Below are 14348 nucleotides of genomic sequence, written 5' to 3'. Positions count from 1 at the left end.
AGTTCAATTATCTCCTGCGAGACTCCCTTGAAAGCAGCGCACACCCAGCCTACTGCGGGACGTCAGCCCGCACGGTTCGCCCTCAAGTTCTTGACGGTGGCCGTGTGCACCGCGTTCATAGGTGCTTGCGCCACCGACCCGCGCAGCGGCCAGCCCTCGTTCAAGCAAACGTTCGCCAGCCAAGATCCGTGCTCCGACAACGCCCGCAACATCGGCATCGTTACCGGCGCGATCGCCGGCGCCATCCTGGCCAATCAAGTCAAGCATTCGGACCGCGCCCGCATTGTGGGGGCAATGGCGGGCGCCACCATCGGCGGACTGATCGGCAAAGACATGGACGACCGCCGCTGCGCCTTGTGGAAGATCGCCAGGCAATACGATCTGCATTTACAAACCTCGACAGTCAGCGCGACCGGCGAAGTGATTGCCGACAGCAGCTTGAAAAATAACCCGAAGGCTGTCGAGATCCAGAAAACCGCAGTAGGCATGGTGGTGGAAATTCGCGACCGGCCCGGACGCGGCGGCCATTTCGAAAGCAATTCGGATCGATTGACAGAACAGGCTCAGCACTATTTCGCCGCAATTGCCGATTCGTACAATTCGCGAGTCCAGGCGAACAATATCAATGATGCCAAAGCCAAGGCCGAATACATTGCCCAGATCAGCAAACGCAAAATCCTCCTGATTGGTCATACCGACGACACCGGCCCTTCCCGCTTCAATGCCGACCTGGCGGAACGCCGTGCCCGTGCTGTTGCCGACTACATGAAAAACCGCGGCATCCCGCAAGAGTCCCTTTATTTCCAGGGCGCAGGCGAGGCTTATCCGATCGCGGACAACAGCACTGAAGAAGGCCGCACGCAGAATCGTCGGGTGGAAATTGTCGAAGTGGCCAATGCCGATGCCTTCAACCGGTTCCTGGCCGACCGCAAGCCTCGCTACGAGTTCTATCGTCCCGGCGAAGCGCAGGCGCCCACTCCCAGGCCATCGGCGCCGGCAAGCGCCCCGTCCCCGGCGAACGGCATCGACTTCGGCGGCAGTCCCCTGCTTGTCGCAGGCACTGCCGATATCGGTCCACTGGTGGCGAAGAAGCGCTCTGTCTTCTCTCTGATCAACAGCGCGTATGCCGACGAGCCGCCGATCGTCGCCGATTGTTCGCGCGACCGTCCGCGCGCGGCACATGGGGTCAAGGCGCTGGCGGACGGCAAAACCTACCGCACTAGCGAACACCTGCCCGGCCTGTACGGCAAGACCTGGGCCGACCAGGTCAACGGCCACCTGGTCGTGCTCAACAAGGTCGCGGTACTGGCCGGCGAAGGCGCCGCCGCCAACCTCCCGGAATTCAAGGTCTACACCAGCTACGACCCGGCGCGCGGCGCCACCGCCATGCCGGCGCTGTCCGTCACGCCGGAAGTCAACACCTACCTCGGCAACAAAGGCTTGCTGTACCGCTTGTTCCTGAACGGCAGAGGCGGCCTGTCCTGCGTCGATGTGGTGTTCAGTACCGATGGCGGCACTGTCGCCAAGAAAGGCAGCCTGGTGTACTGGCGCAACGCGCGGCTGATGTCGGCCGACTTCAAACCCGGCATCCATCAAAAATAACGAGGTGTGCACATGAAGGAATTCATTTCCACTTCTCCGGCGCTGGCCTGGAGTATCGTCAGCGTCATGCTTGCGCTGCTCGTTGTTGCGGCCTTGTGGCAACAACTGAAGTGGTGGTGGTTCAACACCTGGGTCAACTTCCCGCTGATCGGGCGCATCGCCAGCCTGTCGCGCGACGCCAGCGAAGATATCGCCCATCCCGGCTGGTTCAACGGCGAGCGCACCCTATGCCAGGAATACAAGAACTTCGTCCACCTTCAGGACGAGCATGACTTCAACGAAAAGATCACCTACCTGACCAAAGCCGGCGACAATGGCCGCCGCAACACGCCGGGCTGGATCTGGCTGCTGACGGTGTCGATGGTGTTTGTCGAGGCGCTGGGCTTTTCCTATGTGCTGGCGGGCTACACGATTCCCGGCGCCAGCGAAAATCTGCAACAGATGGGCGCCTACGGCATCGCCTTCCTGATTTCGGTGATCCTGGTTGCGTTCACCCATTTTGCCGGCCATGAGCTGTACAAGTCCGGCCGCATCAGGAACGCGCGCCGCGAATGGATCCCCGAAAAACACGAGCACAAGCTAACTACCGGTACCATCCCGCTGGCGCGTCCGCAGAACAGCGACGATGGCGAGCGGCCTTACACCCAGCTGTGCAATCGCGTCGGCGCGCATGCGACCTATGTGGTGTCGATTTCCACCCTGATTATCGTGCTACTGATCGCCGGCGCCGCAACGTATGTGCGCGGCCAGGTGCTGGAAAAAGAACTGGTGGCGCGCGTGACACTGGCCAGTCAGCAGATCGACAGCGGCAGCCGGAACGCCGCCGACAGCATGGACATGAGCAAGCCCAGCCTGCGCCTGCCCGATGCCGATGTGGCCTCGGACCACAGCGCCGACAAAAAAGTTCTGGCCGACGAGGCGGATATCGACCGTCACGGCGGCTGGGCTACCTTCATTATCCTTGCCTTCGTTTTCGTCGTCCTGCAGTTGCTGGGCGTGATCTTCGGCTACCGTTGGGGCTTTGCCGGCGAGAACAGCGCGGAAGCCTACCGCGACATCGGTAGCGGCCGCTATTCCAGCTACGCCGCCGTGCGCGAAGCCTATCGGCGGGTGGCCGATACGGCGCAATCGCGGCTGGCCGTGCTCCAGCAGCGCATCATGCAGAACAACAGCAACGTTGGCACCGCCGGCAAGCACCTGAGCAAAACATTCCGCGACTATGTGCAGGAGACCCGCATTGCCGACCTGGCCGAACGCCAGCAGGAACGCCAGCACGCCGCCGCCATCATGGCGCAACTGCGGGCCATGGGAGACGACAGGCAGGCCAAGCTGGAGGACTCGCTGTGAAGTGGAGTCCCCTGCTGCTGCAACTATGTTGCGCCTGCACTGCGCTGGCAGCCAATACGGCGGCCGTCACCGGCTGCCAGGACAAGCAACTGCCGGCGTTCCAACCGACAGCGCGCGAACTGCTGATCATCATCGACCAGACCACTCCGCTTAACCCCGCGCTCCAACAGGCGGTGGCCAACAACATCAAACCATTCCTGGTGGCCGGCAACCGCTTCAATATCGCCGTGTTCTCCGCTTACACACAGGGGCACTACACCGATATTCTTTCCTCCGGAAAACTTGATGCACGATTGCCCGACGAACTGCGCAACGATATCGCCAAGCCTGTGCTGGCCAAGCTGGACTTGTGCCAGAAGCGCCAGCCGCAGCAAGCCGCGCAAGCGGCCGACCAAGCACTGCGCGCAGCCTATCAAGGCACCAGCAGCCATATCGCCAAGTCTGACATCTATGCCAGCCTGAAAGCGGTTTCCAGCATTATCAGACAGTCGGCGGCGCCCGATAAAGTGGTGCTGGTGGTGTCGGACATGCTGGAGAATTCTTCAGTAGCAAATTTTTACGCCCAGCAAGGCAGGACCGTACGCAACATCTCAGCGGCCAGAGAACTGCGCGTTGTCCAAGACAATCACCTGCTGGCCGATTTCGGCGGCGCGCGTGTCTATGTCATCGGCGCCGGCCTGCTGCCGAATGAAAGCAAAGGCAACAACTATCGCGATCCTAAAACGATGCAGTCGCTTCAGGCGTTCTGGGCCGAATATTTCCATCAATCCAATGCGCGACTGGTGGAATTCGGCCAGCCGGCACTCCTCAATCCAATGCGCTGATTCGGCGCATAAACGCCCCTGGGGCGAGACACATAACGCTGCCGTTTCGACACATTTGCAGTGCAGCAGCGCCGACTCGTTTAAGATGGAGGTTTCAACTACGTAAATTGCCGCTCGGCCCCTATGCAAAACTTCCTGCTTGTCGTGCTCGCCCTGTTCCTGGTCGCGCTTAACGGTTTCTTCGTGGCGGCCGAATTCGGCATCGTCACACTGCGAAAAACGCGGGTCCGCGCAATCGCCAAGACGCAGGGACTCAAGGGCCGCATCCTCGGCAAAGTGCACGGCGAACTCGACGCTTATCTGTCGGCTTGCCAATTAGGCATCACCCTCGCCTCGCTCGGTTTGGGCTGGGTCGGCGAGCCGGCTTTCGCCAGCCTGCTGGAACCGGTGCTGACCTTCGTCGGCATCACCTCGCCCGAACTGGTGCACGGCATCGCCTTCGTGTTCGCCTTCGGCGTGATTTCTTTCCTGCACATCGTGGTCGGCGAGCTGGCGCCGAAGTCGCTGGCGATCCGCATGCCCGAGGCCGTCGGCCTGTGGGCGGCCCTGCCCCTGTATGGCTTTTACTGGGCCATGTTCCCCTTCATCTATGTGCTCAACGCCAGCGCCAACATGGTGCTGGGCCTGGCGGGCTTGACCGGCAAAGGCGGCCACGACAGCCACTATTCGGTCGATGAACTGAAGCTGATCCTGCGCACCAGCCAGCCCGGCGAGAAATTCAACGAGGACGAGCGCAACATCCTGGCCCACTCGCTGGATTTCAGCGACCTGTCGGTGTCGGACCTGATGCGCCCGATCAACGAAGTGATCAGCCTGCACGCGGCGCGCTCGCTCAGCGACAACCTCGACACCATGCTGCGCAACCGCTTCAGCCGCTATCCGTATTACGACAAGGACGGCGAAACCGTGCTCGGCGTGGTGCACCTGAAGGATTTGTTCTTCGCCATGCAATCCGGCAAGCCGATCAACGACCTGGCGCCCTTCCTGCGCCCGGTGGAGACGATTTCCTCGCGCACCGCCGCGCTGGACCAGTTCCGCCGCTTCCGCGACGGCGCCCCGCACTTCGCGCTGATCGGCGAAAAAGGCAAGCGTCCGGTCGGCTTCATCACGCTCGACAACCTGCTCGGCGCCATGGTCGGCGAAATCCACGACGAATTCCGCCTCAACGAGAACGACTGGCTCAAGCAGCCGGACGGCACCCTGATCGGCAAGGCCAGCCTGCCCATCTTCTCGCTCGAACGCACGCTGGGCATCGATATAGAAAACGAAGAACTCGGCCTGGAAGAGGTAGAATCGGTAGGCGGCCTGATTATGCTGAAACTCGGCGATATCCCGAAACAGGGACAACGCATCAGTTTCCGCGGATTCGATATCGTCGCCAAGAAAATGAACGGTCCGCGCATCCTGCTGGTCAAGGTGATCCCGAGGGACGACACCGAGGACAACGCCGACCAGGACTGACCGGCGCCAGCGCGCCAGGGGGGAGACATGTTAGCCCGGCTTATCGTGTGCGGCGTCCTGCTCGGCCTGAACGGCCTGGCAGTCGCCCAACCCCAGCGCGCCTGCGGCCACCTGCGCAGCGCCTTCTATGAATACGGCGCACTTTACTACAAGGCCGCCGACGGCAGCTGGACCGGCATCGACAAGGACGTGGTGGACGAGGTGGCGCGCCGCCTCGGCTGCACCATCGAAGCCATCACCGATTCGCGCGTGCGCATCTGGGCCGGCCTGCATGGCGGCACCGTCGACATGTCGGTCTCGTCCCTGTCGACGCCGGAGCGCGAGAAGTTCGCCCGCATGGTGCCCTACCTTGCCGAGCGCAATTATGTGTTGCTGCACAAGGACGTCAGCACCAGCATCCGCAGCATGGACGACTTCCTGGCCGATCCCAACATCAAGATCGGCGTCATCAAATCCTTCCGCCACGGCAAAGCCTACGACGTCTGGCTCGATCGCCTGCGCGCCCAGGGCCGCGTCTACGAGGCGCCCGACTACGAAGCCATGCTGCGCTTGTTCAAGGTGGGACGGGTGCAGGCCGTGATGGCCATCAGTAGCGGCTGGTATCCGCTGCTCAAGCAGGACCAGATGAGCGGCAACTACCGCATCATGGACTGGGCGCCGCCCAAGGACGTGCTGGTGGGCGGCCTGATCCTGTCGCGCCAGCGCGTCGATGAAGCGCTGGCGACGCGCATCAGCCACACCATCCGCGCCATGCGCGAGGATGGCACGCTGCGGCGCATCTTCGAGCGCCACCTGGACGCCGAACTGGCCTCACGGCTGCTGCATTTCTAAACCTTGTCGGCGGTCCAGTTGCGCAACAGGCCCAGAGCCACCGCCAGCAGGGTCGGGCCGATGAACAGGCCGACGAAGCCGAACGCCAGCACGCCGCCCATCACGCCGAGCAGCACCAGGATGAACGGCAGGCTGCTGCCGCGCGAGATCAGCATCGGCTTGACCACGTTGTCGACGCCGCTGATCACCAGCAGTCCCCAGATCAGCATGAAGACGGCCCAGCCGGTGCTGCCCTGGTTGAACAGCCAGATGGTGGCGCCGCCCCAGATCAGGGGCGGGCCGACCGGAATCAGCGAGAACAGGAAGGTGGCCACCGACAACAGCGCCACGGCCGGCACGCCGGCGATCAGGAAACCGACCGCCGCCACCACCGCCTGCGCCAGCGCGGTGCCGAGGATGCCGTACATCACGCCGCGCACGGTGCGGCTAACGGTGTCGGCCACGCTCACGCTTTGTTCACCGATCAGCTTGTCCATGCCGTTGGCGAGCGCCTGCAGCATGGTCTGGCCGTCGCGGTACAGGAAGAAGCTGACAAACACGGCCAGGCTGACCTGCGCCACGCCGCTGCCCAGCACCAGGCCGCCGCCGAGCAGGACGCGGCGGGCCGGTTCCAGCAGGTTGCGGGCGGCGAGCAGCAGTTCCTCGCGGCTGTGCAGCAGATTGCCGAGATAGGTGTAGACGGCGTCGCCCACCAGCGGCAGGTCCTTCAACCACAGCGGCGGATCGAGCGTGCCGCTGCCGAGGCCGGCCTTGATCTGGTCATAGAAATCGGAGGCGTTGTCGGCGATGTTCCAGGTCACCAGCGTCAGCGGCACGATGATGAGCAGCGTCAGGCCGATGCTCATCACCAGCGCGGCGATGGTGCGGCGCTGTTTCAAGCGCGCCAGCAGGCGCAGGTACAGAGGCCAGCTGGAAATGGTGATGGCTGCCGCGAACAGGATGGCGGCCACGAACGGCCGCAGCACGACCAGGCAGCCGATCACCAGCAGGATGATGGCGGCGAGGCGGGTAAAAGGCTGGAAGCGCTGCTGCATGGCGCCCCCGCTCACGACAACAACAGTTTGATGTCATGCACGGCGGCGGCGGCCGGCTGGCCGGAGCGGATCAGCAGGCGCAGTTTGCCCTGCTTGTCGAACACATAGCTGGCGGCGGTGTGGTCCATGGTGTAGCTGCCCTTGGTGCTGCCCGGCACCTTGGCGAACATCACCTTGAACTCCTTGCCGACGGCGGCGGTCTGCTCGGACGTGCCGTACAGGCCGATGAAGCGCTTGTCGAAGGCCGGCACGTACTCGGCCAGCAATTGCTGCGTATCGCGCTCGGGATCGACGGTGACGAACAGCACCTGCACCTGATCGGCCTGCGGGCCGAGCTGCTTGAGCACCTCGGTCATTTCCGCCATGGTGGTCGGGCAGACGTCGGGGCATTGGGTATAGCCGAAGAACATCACCACCACCTTGCCCTTGAAATCGGCCATGGTGCGCGGCTTGCCGGTATGGTCGGTCAGCGCGAAGTCCTTGGCGAACGAGGCGCCGGTCAGATCGGTATTCTGGAACGCCGCCTTGGGCGCCTCCACCGCCGGCTTCTCGCCGCAGCCGGCCAACAAGGAAACAGCGATCATTGCAAAGGCGAGAACTTTTTTCATCAGCGTTGGTCTTTCGGTTGAACTTGTTTGAGCTAAAACGGGTCTAAGCAGCATGATACCGCTCAGGAGGCAATCGTGAACGAAAGCGACGTGAAAGAAAAAATCCGTGCCGCGATCCGCGAATCCAGCGACGTATGGCGCACGGTGCGAGGCATCTCAGCTGACACCGGGATAGCAGAAGAAGCCGTTTTGCAAATTCTCGACACGGCGGATGGCTTTCTGCGCGCATACAGACCGAATCCAACGGGCGAAAGACTCTACACAACAGCAGAAAAATATCGCACCGACGCGCCCTGGACACAGAAATTGCTCGATGCAGTCACCAATAAAGTCGGAGTTTAGTATGACTTCTCTCGAACCCGTCACAACCATGCAACTCGTCATGATTGCTGGCGCGGGAGGTTTCGTCTTGGATATGATGAATCTATGGGAAGACAGTAAAAAGCCAAAGACCGATCGCACGCAGAAGAATTTTGCATTCTGGGCTTTCTTCATCTTCTGGCCGCTGGCAGGAGCTGGCTTAGCCTGGCTATATATCGTAGACGGATCTACGCTACGCCCACTTTTGGCTTTCTCAATTGGCCTCAGCGCCCCAACAACGTTACAGGCGATGATCTCAAAGTCAGCTACCGTCCCAAGTCCGCAACCCAAGTCGATGTCAGAATGAGTCGCCTGTTACGACATGAGGTGCGTTAAGGCGATGTAAGGCGGATAGGACTTAATATCAGGATAGGCGTCGCGGTAGTAGCACGACCAGTAGCTTCTGATCCTGCGCTCCGTCGTGGCGATATAGCTAGCGTTCTCTGCGATGAAGCGCTGATAGGGTGCCTGATCCAAAAGCGGCAGCGCGTCGTTGATGACTTGGGCAATTTCAACCACGTACTCGCCCAGTAGTTGCACAATGTACGGGATGGCCCAGTCGTCGCTCCGCTGCAGCAGTTGCATCACACATTCTTGTCGAACAAACCCATCATGATGGCGGGTGCCGAGACACAGCAGCATGGTGTCATCGCACCACGGCGTCCGCAAAATCACCTTAGGAAAATATAATCTGACCGGTATTTCCAGCGTTTCACCATTGAGCAGTACGTCGTAACCCCGCAAGCGATGTGAATGATCTGGAACTAACTTCGCGATGCTGGCAGCTTGCGACGACAAGGCAGAGGGAAAGGCTTTCGGGACGTACCCTCCAGCGGAGGAGCCGATCTCATAAGAAAGCATGCCGGTCCACTCCGCAAATTAGAGTTTGATGTAGTGGTCCACCAGCAGGGCCAGGAATAGCAGGCCGAGGTAAATGATCGACCAGGTGAAGGCTTTGCGGGCGATCAGGTCGGTGTAGTGACGGTAGATCTTCCAGGCGTGGCGCAGGAAGACGGCGTTCAGGATGATGGCGCTGAGGAGGTAGATCAGGCCGCTCATCTGCACCGCGAACGGCAGCAGCGTCGTGGCCGCCAGCGCGATCGAGTACAGCCAGACGTGGAATTGGGTGAACTTCATGCCGTGCGTGACCGGCAGCATCGGCAGGCCGGAACGGGCGTAGTCGTCGCGGCGGTACAGCGCCAGCGCCCAGAAATGCGGCGGCGTCCAGACAAAGATGATCAGCACCAGCAGCCATGCCTCCATCGGCACGTCGTTGGCCACGGCGGCCCAGCCCAGCGCCGGCGGCATCGCGCCCGACAGCCCGCCGATGACGATGTTTTGGGGCGTCGACGGCTTCAGAATCATGGTGTAGATGATGGCGTAGCCGAGGAAGGTGACAAAGGTCAGCCACATGGTCAGCGGATTGACCAGGGTGTACAGCACCCACATGCCGGCGCCGCCGATCACCAGCGCGAACACCACCGTTTCCGGCACCGAAATGTCGCCCAGCGCCATCGGACGGCGCGCGGTGCGCGCCATGCGCGCGTCGATCTCGCGCTCGGCCAGGCAGTTGACGGCAAACGCCGCGCCCGTCAGCAGCCAGATGCCCACGGTCGCATACAGCACCAGCCGCCAGTCCGGCAGCCCGTAAGGGACGGCCAGGAACATGCCGATGATGGCACAAAACACCGCCAGCATGGTGACGCGCGGTTTGGTCAGCGCCCAGAATTGCGAGGCGCGGCTTGAGGATTTGCTGCTTGCGGTTTGCGTGGTCATGAGAGGTACTTAATCAATGCCGTACCGTCGACGTCGGGGGATGCGAAGCGCTATATGCTGCTTTCTTTGCAATGTCGTACTGGTACTTAGCCTTGTAGTTTAACATGGTCAGCAAAAGGACCAGCAGTGCCGCGCCGGCGTTGTGCAGCACGGCGATGGTCAGCGGGAAGCTCAGATAGATGGTGGCCACCCCGGTGAGGATCTGCGCCGCCAAGGTCAACGCGATGCCGCGCGCGGTTTTGTGCAGCACGTCGTGGCCCCATGCGCGCCACGCCACGTAGCCGGCCGCCAGCGCCACGATGAAGCCGAAATTGCGGTGTACCCAGTGGATCGCCGTCAGCGCCGCGAACGGCAGGTAGTGGCCGGCGGCGGTCTTGCCCAGCTCGCGCCACAGCGTGTAGCCGTGTTCGAAATCCATCTCCGGCACCAGCTTGCCGCCGCACAGCGGGAAATCGGTGCAGGCCAGGGTCGCGTAGTTGGTGCTGACCCAGCCGCCCAGCGCCAGCTGCACCAGCAACAGCCCGGCCGCCAGCGCCGCCAGGATGCGGATGTTGCGCATGGCCGGCGGCGAGGCGCTGACCAGCGTGCGCGGCGCGCTCAAATGATTCTGGCGGCCGCCGTACCACACCAGCAGCGCCAGCAGGCCCATGCCCAGCAGCAGGTGGATGGTGACGATCACCGGCTGCAGCTTGAGCGTCACGGTCCACGCGCCGAACGCGCCCTGCAGGCAGACGAAGAAGAACAGCGCCGTCGGCAGCCACGGCCGGTACTCGGGCCGCGTGCCTTTCGACTTGCGCCATTGATACCAGGACTGCGCCAGCATCGCCGTGATCAGCACGCCGATGCACATGGCCAGGTAGCGGTGGATCATTTCGATCCAGGCCTTGACCACGGTCACCGGCCCGGTCGGCATCAGCGTTTCGGCGGCAACGATCTGCTCGTGCGCCAGGAAGGGATTGGCGGCGCCGTAGCAGCCCGGCCAGTCCGGGCAGCCGAGGCCGGAATCGGTCAGGCGCGTGAAGGCGCCGAACACGATCAGGTCGAACGTGAGGAACACACTGACCCACACCAGCTTGCGGTATTTATTGGCGTCCGACGAGGTCCAGACGATGGCGGCCGGCAGCAGCGCGATCAACAGCGCCGTGATGGCCATTTGCGCGAGTGTGAGATGCATGACTACCCTATCGCCGAAGCTTTCAACAATTTTGCGATGTCCTTATTGACCCGCTTGACCTTCTCGATGTCGCTCGACACCGCGCCTTTCGGGAAGCGCATCATCAGGTTGCCCAGCGGGTCGATCAAATAGACGTGGTCGGAGGCGCGGTCGGGCGCGCCGGCTTCCAGCGGCAGCCACTTCTCCACCACCGCCGCCGGCGCGCGCAGCATGTGGGTGCCGTCGTTCACCCGCAGCAGCATGGTATCGAGCGGCTGGTCGTCGGTAATCATCCACACCCGCTCGACCCGCTCCATGCCCTTGCCCTGCATGGTGCGCAGCTGGCGCATGGCGAACAGCTGGTCCTGGCATTCCTGCGCGCAGTCGGACGGGCCGACCTTGAGCATGATCCACTTGCCCTTGTAATCCTCCAGCTTGGCCGGCTTGCCGTCCAGCGTGGTGCTGGCCATGGCCGGAATCGGATGCAGGCGCGGATCGATCAGCGTGCCGTAATTGGTTACACCGCCCTTGGGCTTGACCACGTAATAGGTGAAGTATGACGCAATCAGCGGCGCGGCGCACACGGCCAGCACGGCGATCAGCTTCCAGCGGCCGCGCCCTGGGTTATTTGGTTTTTCCACGTCTGAATCCGTTCACTACAAAAAAGATAACCGCCATGGCCGACAGTGCATACCACTGGAAGGCATAGCCCTGATGTTTTTCCACGCCCAGCGCCGGCGCCGGCCAGTCGCGCACCAGCTGCGTATCGTCGCCGGGGGCCGGCGCGGCCTGCTCCAGCACGAAAGGCTGCATGGTCAGGCCGCTGTCCTTGGCCAGTTGCAGCGGATCGGCGTTCTGCACGATGGCGTTGGGCGCCAGCGGCGCCGCCGTCCCCAGCTGCATCACATGGCCCGCGTTCAGCCGCGCCACGCCCTGCAGCGTCACCGTGCCCTCGGGCGTGGCGTAGGCCGGCAGGCGCTCGCGCACCGCCGGGTCGCGCGGCAGCCAGCCGCGCGCCACCAGCACGTGCATGTTCGAACCCGATATTTTAAACGGCATCAGCAGATAGAAGCCGGCCCGCCCCTGATACGGGCGGTTGTCGAGATACACCGGCCAGTTGCGCACGAATTCGCCGCTGACAGTGACGCGGCGCCATGCCACGGCGTCCGCCGCGAGAGGAGCGCCATCGAGCGCCACGGGGACGGCCTGGGCGCCCTGCGCCAGCTTCTCCTGCACGGCGATTTTCTGCTCGGCGCGGCGCGTCTGCCAGTTCCCCAGTTGGATGCCCAAGGCCACCACCAGCACCGTGGCCACGAAAGGAATCAATTTAAAGCGGAACGCCATTACAATGGAACCTCGATCAAATCGCCACTCCTCAATGCCATGAAAATTGCCGTCGCCATCGCGTTCATCCTGATCATCGGCAGCCTCGGTGCGGCATTTTTCTTCCTGATGCGCGACAAGGGCCGCAGCAACAACACCGTGCATGCGCTGGCGCTGCGCGTGGCCCTGTCGATCACCCTGTTCCTGCTGATCCTGCTGGCCTACCGGCTCGGCTACATCCACCCTACCGGCATCCGCGCGGGATAAAAAAAAGCCGCACCGGAGTGCGGCTTTGGTGTCTCTGGATATTATAACCAGTAGACCACGATGTACAGGCCCAGCCAAACCACGTCGACGAAGTGCCAGTACCAGGCCGCGCCCTCGAAGGCGAAGTGGTTCTCCGCCGTGAAGTGCCCGCGCAACACGCGGTACAGCACCACCGACAGCATGATCGCGCCCATCGTCACGTGGAAGCCGTGGAAGCCGGTCAGCATGAAGAAGGTGGAACCGTAGATGCCCGAGGTCAGCTTCAGGTTCAGTTCGGTGTACGCATGGATGTACTCATACGCCTGGAAGCCCATGAACACGGCGCCCAGCAGGATGGTCGCGAACAGCCAGATGGCCGTCTGCGCGCGGTGGCCGGCGCGCAATGCGTGGTGCGACAGGGTCAAGGTCACGCCCGAGGTCAGCAGCAGCGCGGTGTTGATGGTCGGGATAGGGAACGGGCCCATGGTGCGGAACTCTTCCACCGTGCCGGCCGGGCTGGCGCCGCCCCAATGCGCGGCGAAGTCCGGCCAGATGAATTTGTGGTCCAGGTCGCCCAGCCACGGCATCGAGATGGTGCGCGCGTAGAACAGCGCGCCGAAGAAGGCGCCGAAGAACATCACCTCCGAGAAGATGAACCAGCCCATCGACCAGCGGTAGGAGTGATCGATGCGCTGGCTGTACAAGCCGCCTTCCGATTCCTTGATGGCCTGGCCGAACCAGAAGTACAGCACCACCAGCGTGGCGACGATGCCGGCCAGGTTGGCGACCGGGCCCCACGGCGCGTCGTTGACCCAGCCCGATGCACCGGCCATGGTCACCAGCATCGACATGCCAGCCAGCAATGGCCAGCGCGAAGGCCCCGGCACGAAGTAGTACGGCGCTGCGGCATTATGTGAACTCATCTTCATCTCCCTAACTTTAATCAACTTTTATTGAGCTACCACGAGCTTGACGATCGATATCAGTATTGCAATGAACACGGCCACCGCCAACACAGCCGCGATGATGATGTGGAACGGGTTCAAACCCTCCTGGTCCTCATCGAAATCGCGCTTGCGGCGCAGGCCTACAAACGACCACAGCACGGCCTTCACGGTGTACAGAAAGCCGCGTTTCTTATTCATGCTTGGCCACCAGGCCGCCGCCGACTTCAAAGAAGGTGTACGACAGCGTAATGGTCTTCACTTCGCGCGGCAGCTTGGGGTCGATGTAGAACACCACCGGCATCTGCCGCGCCTCGTTGGCCTTCAAGGTCTGCTGCTTGAAACAGAAGCATTCCACTTTCAGGAAATACGGCGTCGCGCTTTGCGGCGCGTAGCTTGGTATCGCCTGCGCATTCATCTCGCGCTTTTGCGTGTTGACCACTTCATACATCACCGTGGTCAGCTCGCCCGGATGCACGGTCACGCTGCTGGTCGTCGGCCGGAAGCGCCATGGACCCTGGGCGTTGCCGTCCAGCTCCACGGTGATGCTGCGGCTGGCGTCGACCTGCGTGTTCTTGTCGTACTCGACCGTGCCATCCTTCTGCGTCAGCACGTTCAAGCCGAGCGCCTCGCAGATCTGGCGGTAGAACGGGTTGAGCGCATACGCAAAGCCGAACATCACCACCGCGATGATGAGCAGCTTGCGCAGCAGGACGCGGTTGCTGCCCATCTCAGCTCAACCAGATGCGTTTGACGAACACCGAGGCGAAAAAGAACAGCACCAGCCCGCCCAGGATCAGGGCGGTGCGCAGGTTGTTCGGCTTGTTCTGTCCGGCCAT

General features: G+C 62.2%; 19 protein-coding genes. 8 read left to right on the top strand and 11 right to left on the bottom strand.

The features are described 5' to 3' along the window. The first annotated feature begins 27 nt into the window (after positions 1-27). From ACXZ1M_RS18450 to ACXZ1M_RS18430, 5 genes are all read left to right on the top strand, one after another. On the top strand, positions 28-1602 hold the full coding sequence (locus ACXZ1M_RS18450; RefSeq protein WP_459049101.1) for an OmpA family protein: 1575 nt from the start codon (positions 28-30) through the stop codon (positions 1600-1602). A 12-nt stretch (positions 1603-1614) separates the two neighbouring features. Beyond that, the gene (locus ACXZ1M_RS18445; RefSeq protein WP_459049100.1) at positions 1615-2949 is read left to right on the top strand and encodes a hypothetical protein; all 1335 of its coding nucleotides are present in this window, start codon (positions 1615-1617) and stop codon (positions 2947-2949) included. Continuing rightward, the gene (locus tag ACXZ1M_RS18440; protein WP_459049099.1) at positions 2946-3773 is read left to right on the top strand and encodes a hypothetical protein; all 828 of its coding nucleotides are present in this window, start codon (positions 2946-2948) and stop codon (positions 3771-3773) included. Before ACXZ1M_RS18445 ends, ACXZ1M_RS18440 begins: the two co-directional genes overlap by 4 nt. 123 nt (positions 3774-3896) lie before the next feature. Continuing rightward, on the top strand, positions 3897-5234 hold the full coding sequence (locus ACXZ1M_RS18435) for a hemolysin family protein (protein ID WP_459049098.1): 1338 nt from the start codon (positions 3897-3899) through the stop codon (positions 5232-5234). Between the two features lie 27 nt (positions 5235-5261). Then, positions 5262-6065, top strand: a complete 804-nt coding sequence (locus ACXZ1M_RS18430) for a substrate-binding periplasmic protein (protein ID WP_459049097.1) — start codon at positions 5262-5264, stop codon at positions 6063-6065. Here ACXZ1M_RS18430 and ACXZ1M_RS18425 read toward each other — a convergent pair. Continuing rightward, positions 6062-7099 carry an AI-2E family transporter gene (locus ACXZ1M_RS18425; RefSeq protein ID WP_459049096.1) on the bottom strand — a complete coding sequence of 346 codons (1038 nt, stop codon included), beginning with the start codon at positions 7097-7099 and terminating at the stop codon, positions 6062-6064. The two genes, ACXZ1M_RS18430 and ACXZ1M_RS18425, sit on opposite strands and share 4 nt — an antisense overlap. A gap of 11 nt (positions 7100-7110) precedes the next feature. Next, the gene (locus ACXZ1M_RS18420; protein ID WP_459049095.1) at positions 7111-7707 is read right to left on the bottom strand and encodes an SCO family protein; all 597 of its coding nucleotides are present in this window, start codon (positions 7705-7707) and stop codon (positions 7111-7113) included. A gap of 75 nt (positions 7708-7782) precedes the next feature. Here ACXZ1M_RS18420 and ACXZ1M_RS18415 point away from each other — a divergent pair, with 75 nt between their 5' ends. Next, complete coding sequence (locus ACXZ1M_RS18415; RefSeq protein ID WP_459049094.1) at positions 7783-8049, top strand: hypothetical protein; 267 nt, start codon at positions 7783-7785, stop codon at positions 8047-8049. A 1-nt stretch (position 8050) separates the two neighbouring features. Beyond that, positions 8051-8374, top strand: coding sequence for a hypothetical protein (locus tag ACXZ1M_RS18410; protein ID WP_459049093.1), 324 nt, complete (start codon positions 8051-8053; stop codon positions 8372-8374). Positions 8375-8382: 8 nt separating this feature from the next. On the opposite strand, the gene ACXZ1M_RS18405 is transcribed toward ACXZ1M_RS18410, so the two are convergent. From ACXZ1M_RS18405 to ACXZ1M_RS18385, 5 genes are read right to left on the bottom strand one after another with little or no spacing between them, the layout of a single operon-like run. Beyond that, positions 8383-8928: a hypothetical protein gene (locus ACXZ1M_RS18405; RefSeq protein WP_459049092.1), complete on the bottom strand. Its 546-nt coding sequence runs from the start codon at positions 8926-8928 to the stop codon at positions 8383-8385. Positions 8929-8946: 18 nt separating this feature from the next. Next, positions 8947-9843, bottom strand: a complete 897-nt coding sequence (gene cyoE, locus ACXZ1M_RS18400) for a heme o synthase (RefSeq protein WP_459049091.1) — start codon at positions 9841-9843, stop codon at positions 8947-8949. 13 nt (positions 9844-9856) lie between these two features. Further along, entirely contained in the window at positions 9857-11017 is a 1161-nt protein-coding gene (locus tag ACXZ1M_RS18395; protein WP_459049090.1) for a COX15/CtaA family protein, read from the bottom strand. Between the two features lie 2 nt (positions 11018-11019). Next, positions 11020-11637 carry an SCO family protein gene (locus ACXZ1M_RS18390; RefSeq protein WP_459049089.1) on the bottom strand — a complete coding sequence of 206 codons (618 nt, stop codon included), beginning with the start codon at positions 11635-11637 and terminating at the stop codon, positions 11020-11022. After that, positions 11621-12346: an SURF1 family protein gene (locus ACXZ1M_RS18385; RefSeq protein WP_459054041.1), complete on the bottom strand. Its 726-nt coding sequence runs from the start codon at positions 12344-12346 to the stop codon at positions 11621-11623. Before ACXZ1M_RS18385 ends, ACXZ1M_RS18390 begins: the two co-directional genes overlap by 17 nt. Positions 12347-12379: 33 nt before the next feature. Between ACXZ1M_RS18385 and ACXZ1M_RS18380 the strand changes: the two genes are divergently transcribed. Further along, positions 12380-12586, top strand: a complete 207-nt coding sequence (locus tag ACXZ1M_RS18380; protein ID WP_459049088.1) for a twin transmembrane helix small protein — start codon at positions 12380-12382, stop codon at positions 12584-12586. 41 nt (positions 12587-12627) lie between these two features. Here the strand turns inward: ACXZ1M_RS18380 and ACXZ1M_RS18375 are convergent, their stop codons facing one another. Genes ACXZ1M_RS18375 through ACXZ1M_RS18360 form a run of 4 tightly spaced genes read right to left on the bottom strand, consistent with a single transcriptional unit; the run spans position 12628 to position 14348 of the window. Then, positions 12628-13488 carry a cytochrome c oxidase subunit 3 gene (locus ACXZ1M_RS18375; RefSeq protein WP_459049087.1) on the bottom strand — a complete coding sequence of 287 codons (861 nt, stop codon included), beginning with the start codon at positions 13486-13488 and terminating at the stop codon, positions 12628-12630. Positions 13489-13515: 27 nt separating this feature from the next. Next, positions 13516-13710 (bottom strand): DUF2970 domain-containing protein, encoded by a 195-nt coding sequence (locus ACXZ1M_RS18370; RefSeq protein WP_459049086.1) that lies wholly within the window; start codon positions 13708-13710, stop codon positions 13516-13518. Next, positions 13703-14239 (bottom strand): cytochrome c oxidase assembly protein, encoded by a 537-nt coding sequence (locus ACXZ1M_RS18365; RefSeq protein ID WP_459049085.1) that lies wholly within the window; start codon positions 14237-14239, stop codon positions 13703-13705. Before ACXZ1M_RS18365 ends, ACXZ1M_RS18370 begins: the two co-directional genes overlap by 8 nt. Position 14240: 1 nt before the next feature. Further along, positions 14241-14348: a cytochrome oxidase small assembly protein gene (locus ACXZ1M_RS18360; RefSeq protein ID WP_459049084.1), complete on the bottom strand. Its 108-nt coding sequence runs from the start codon at positions 14346-14348 to the stop codon at positions 14241-14243.

It is taken from the genome of Duganella paludis, assembly GCF_054461335.1.
This window is presented reverse-complemented; position numbering and strand designations above follow the sequence as displayed.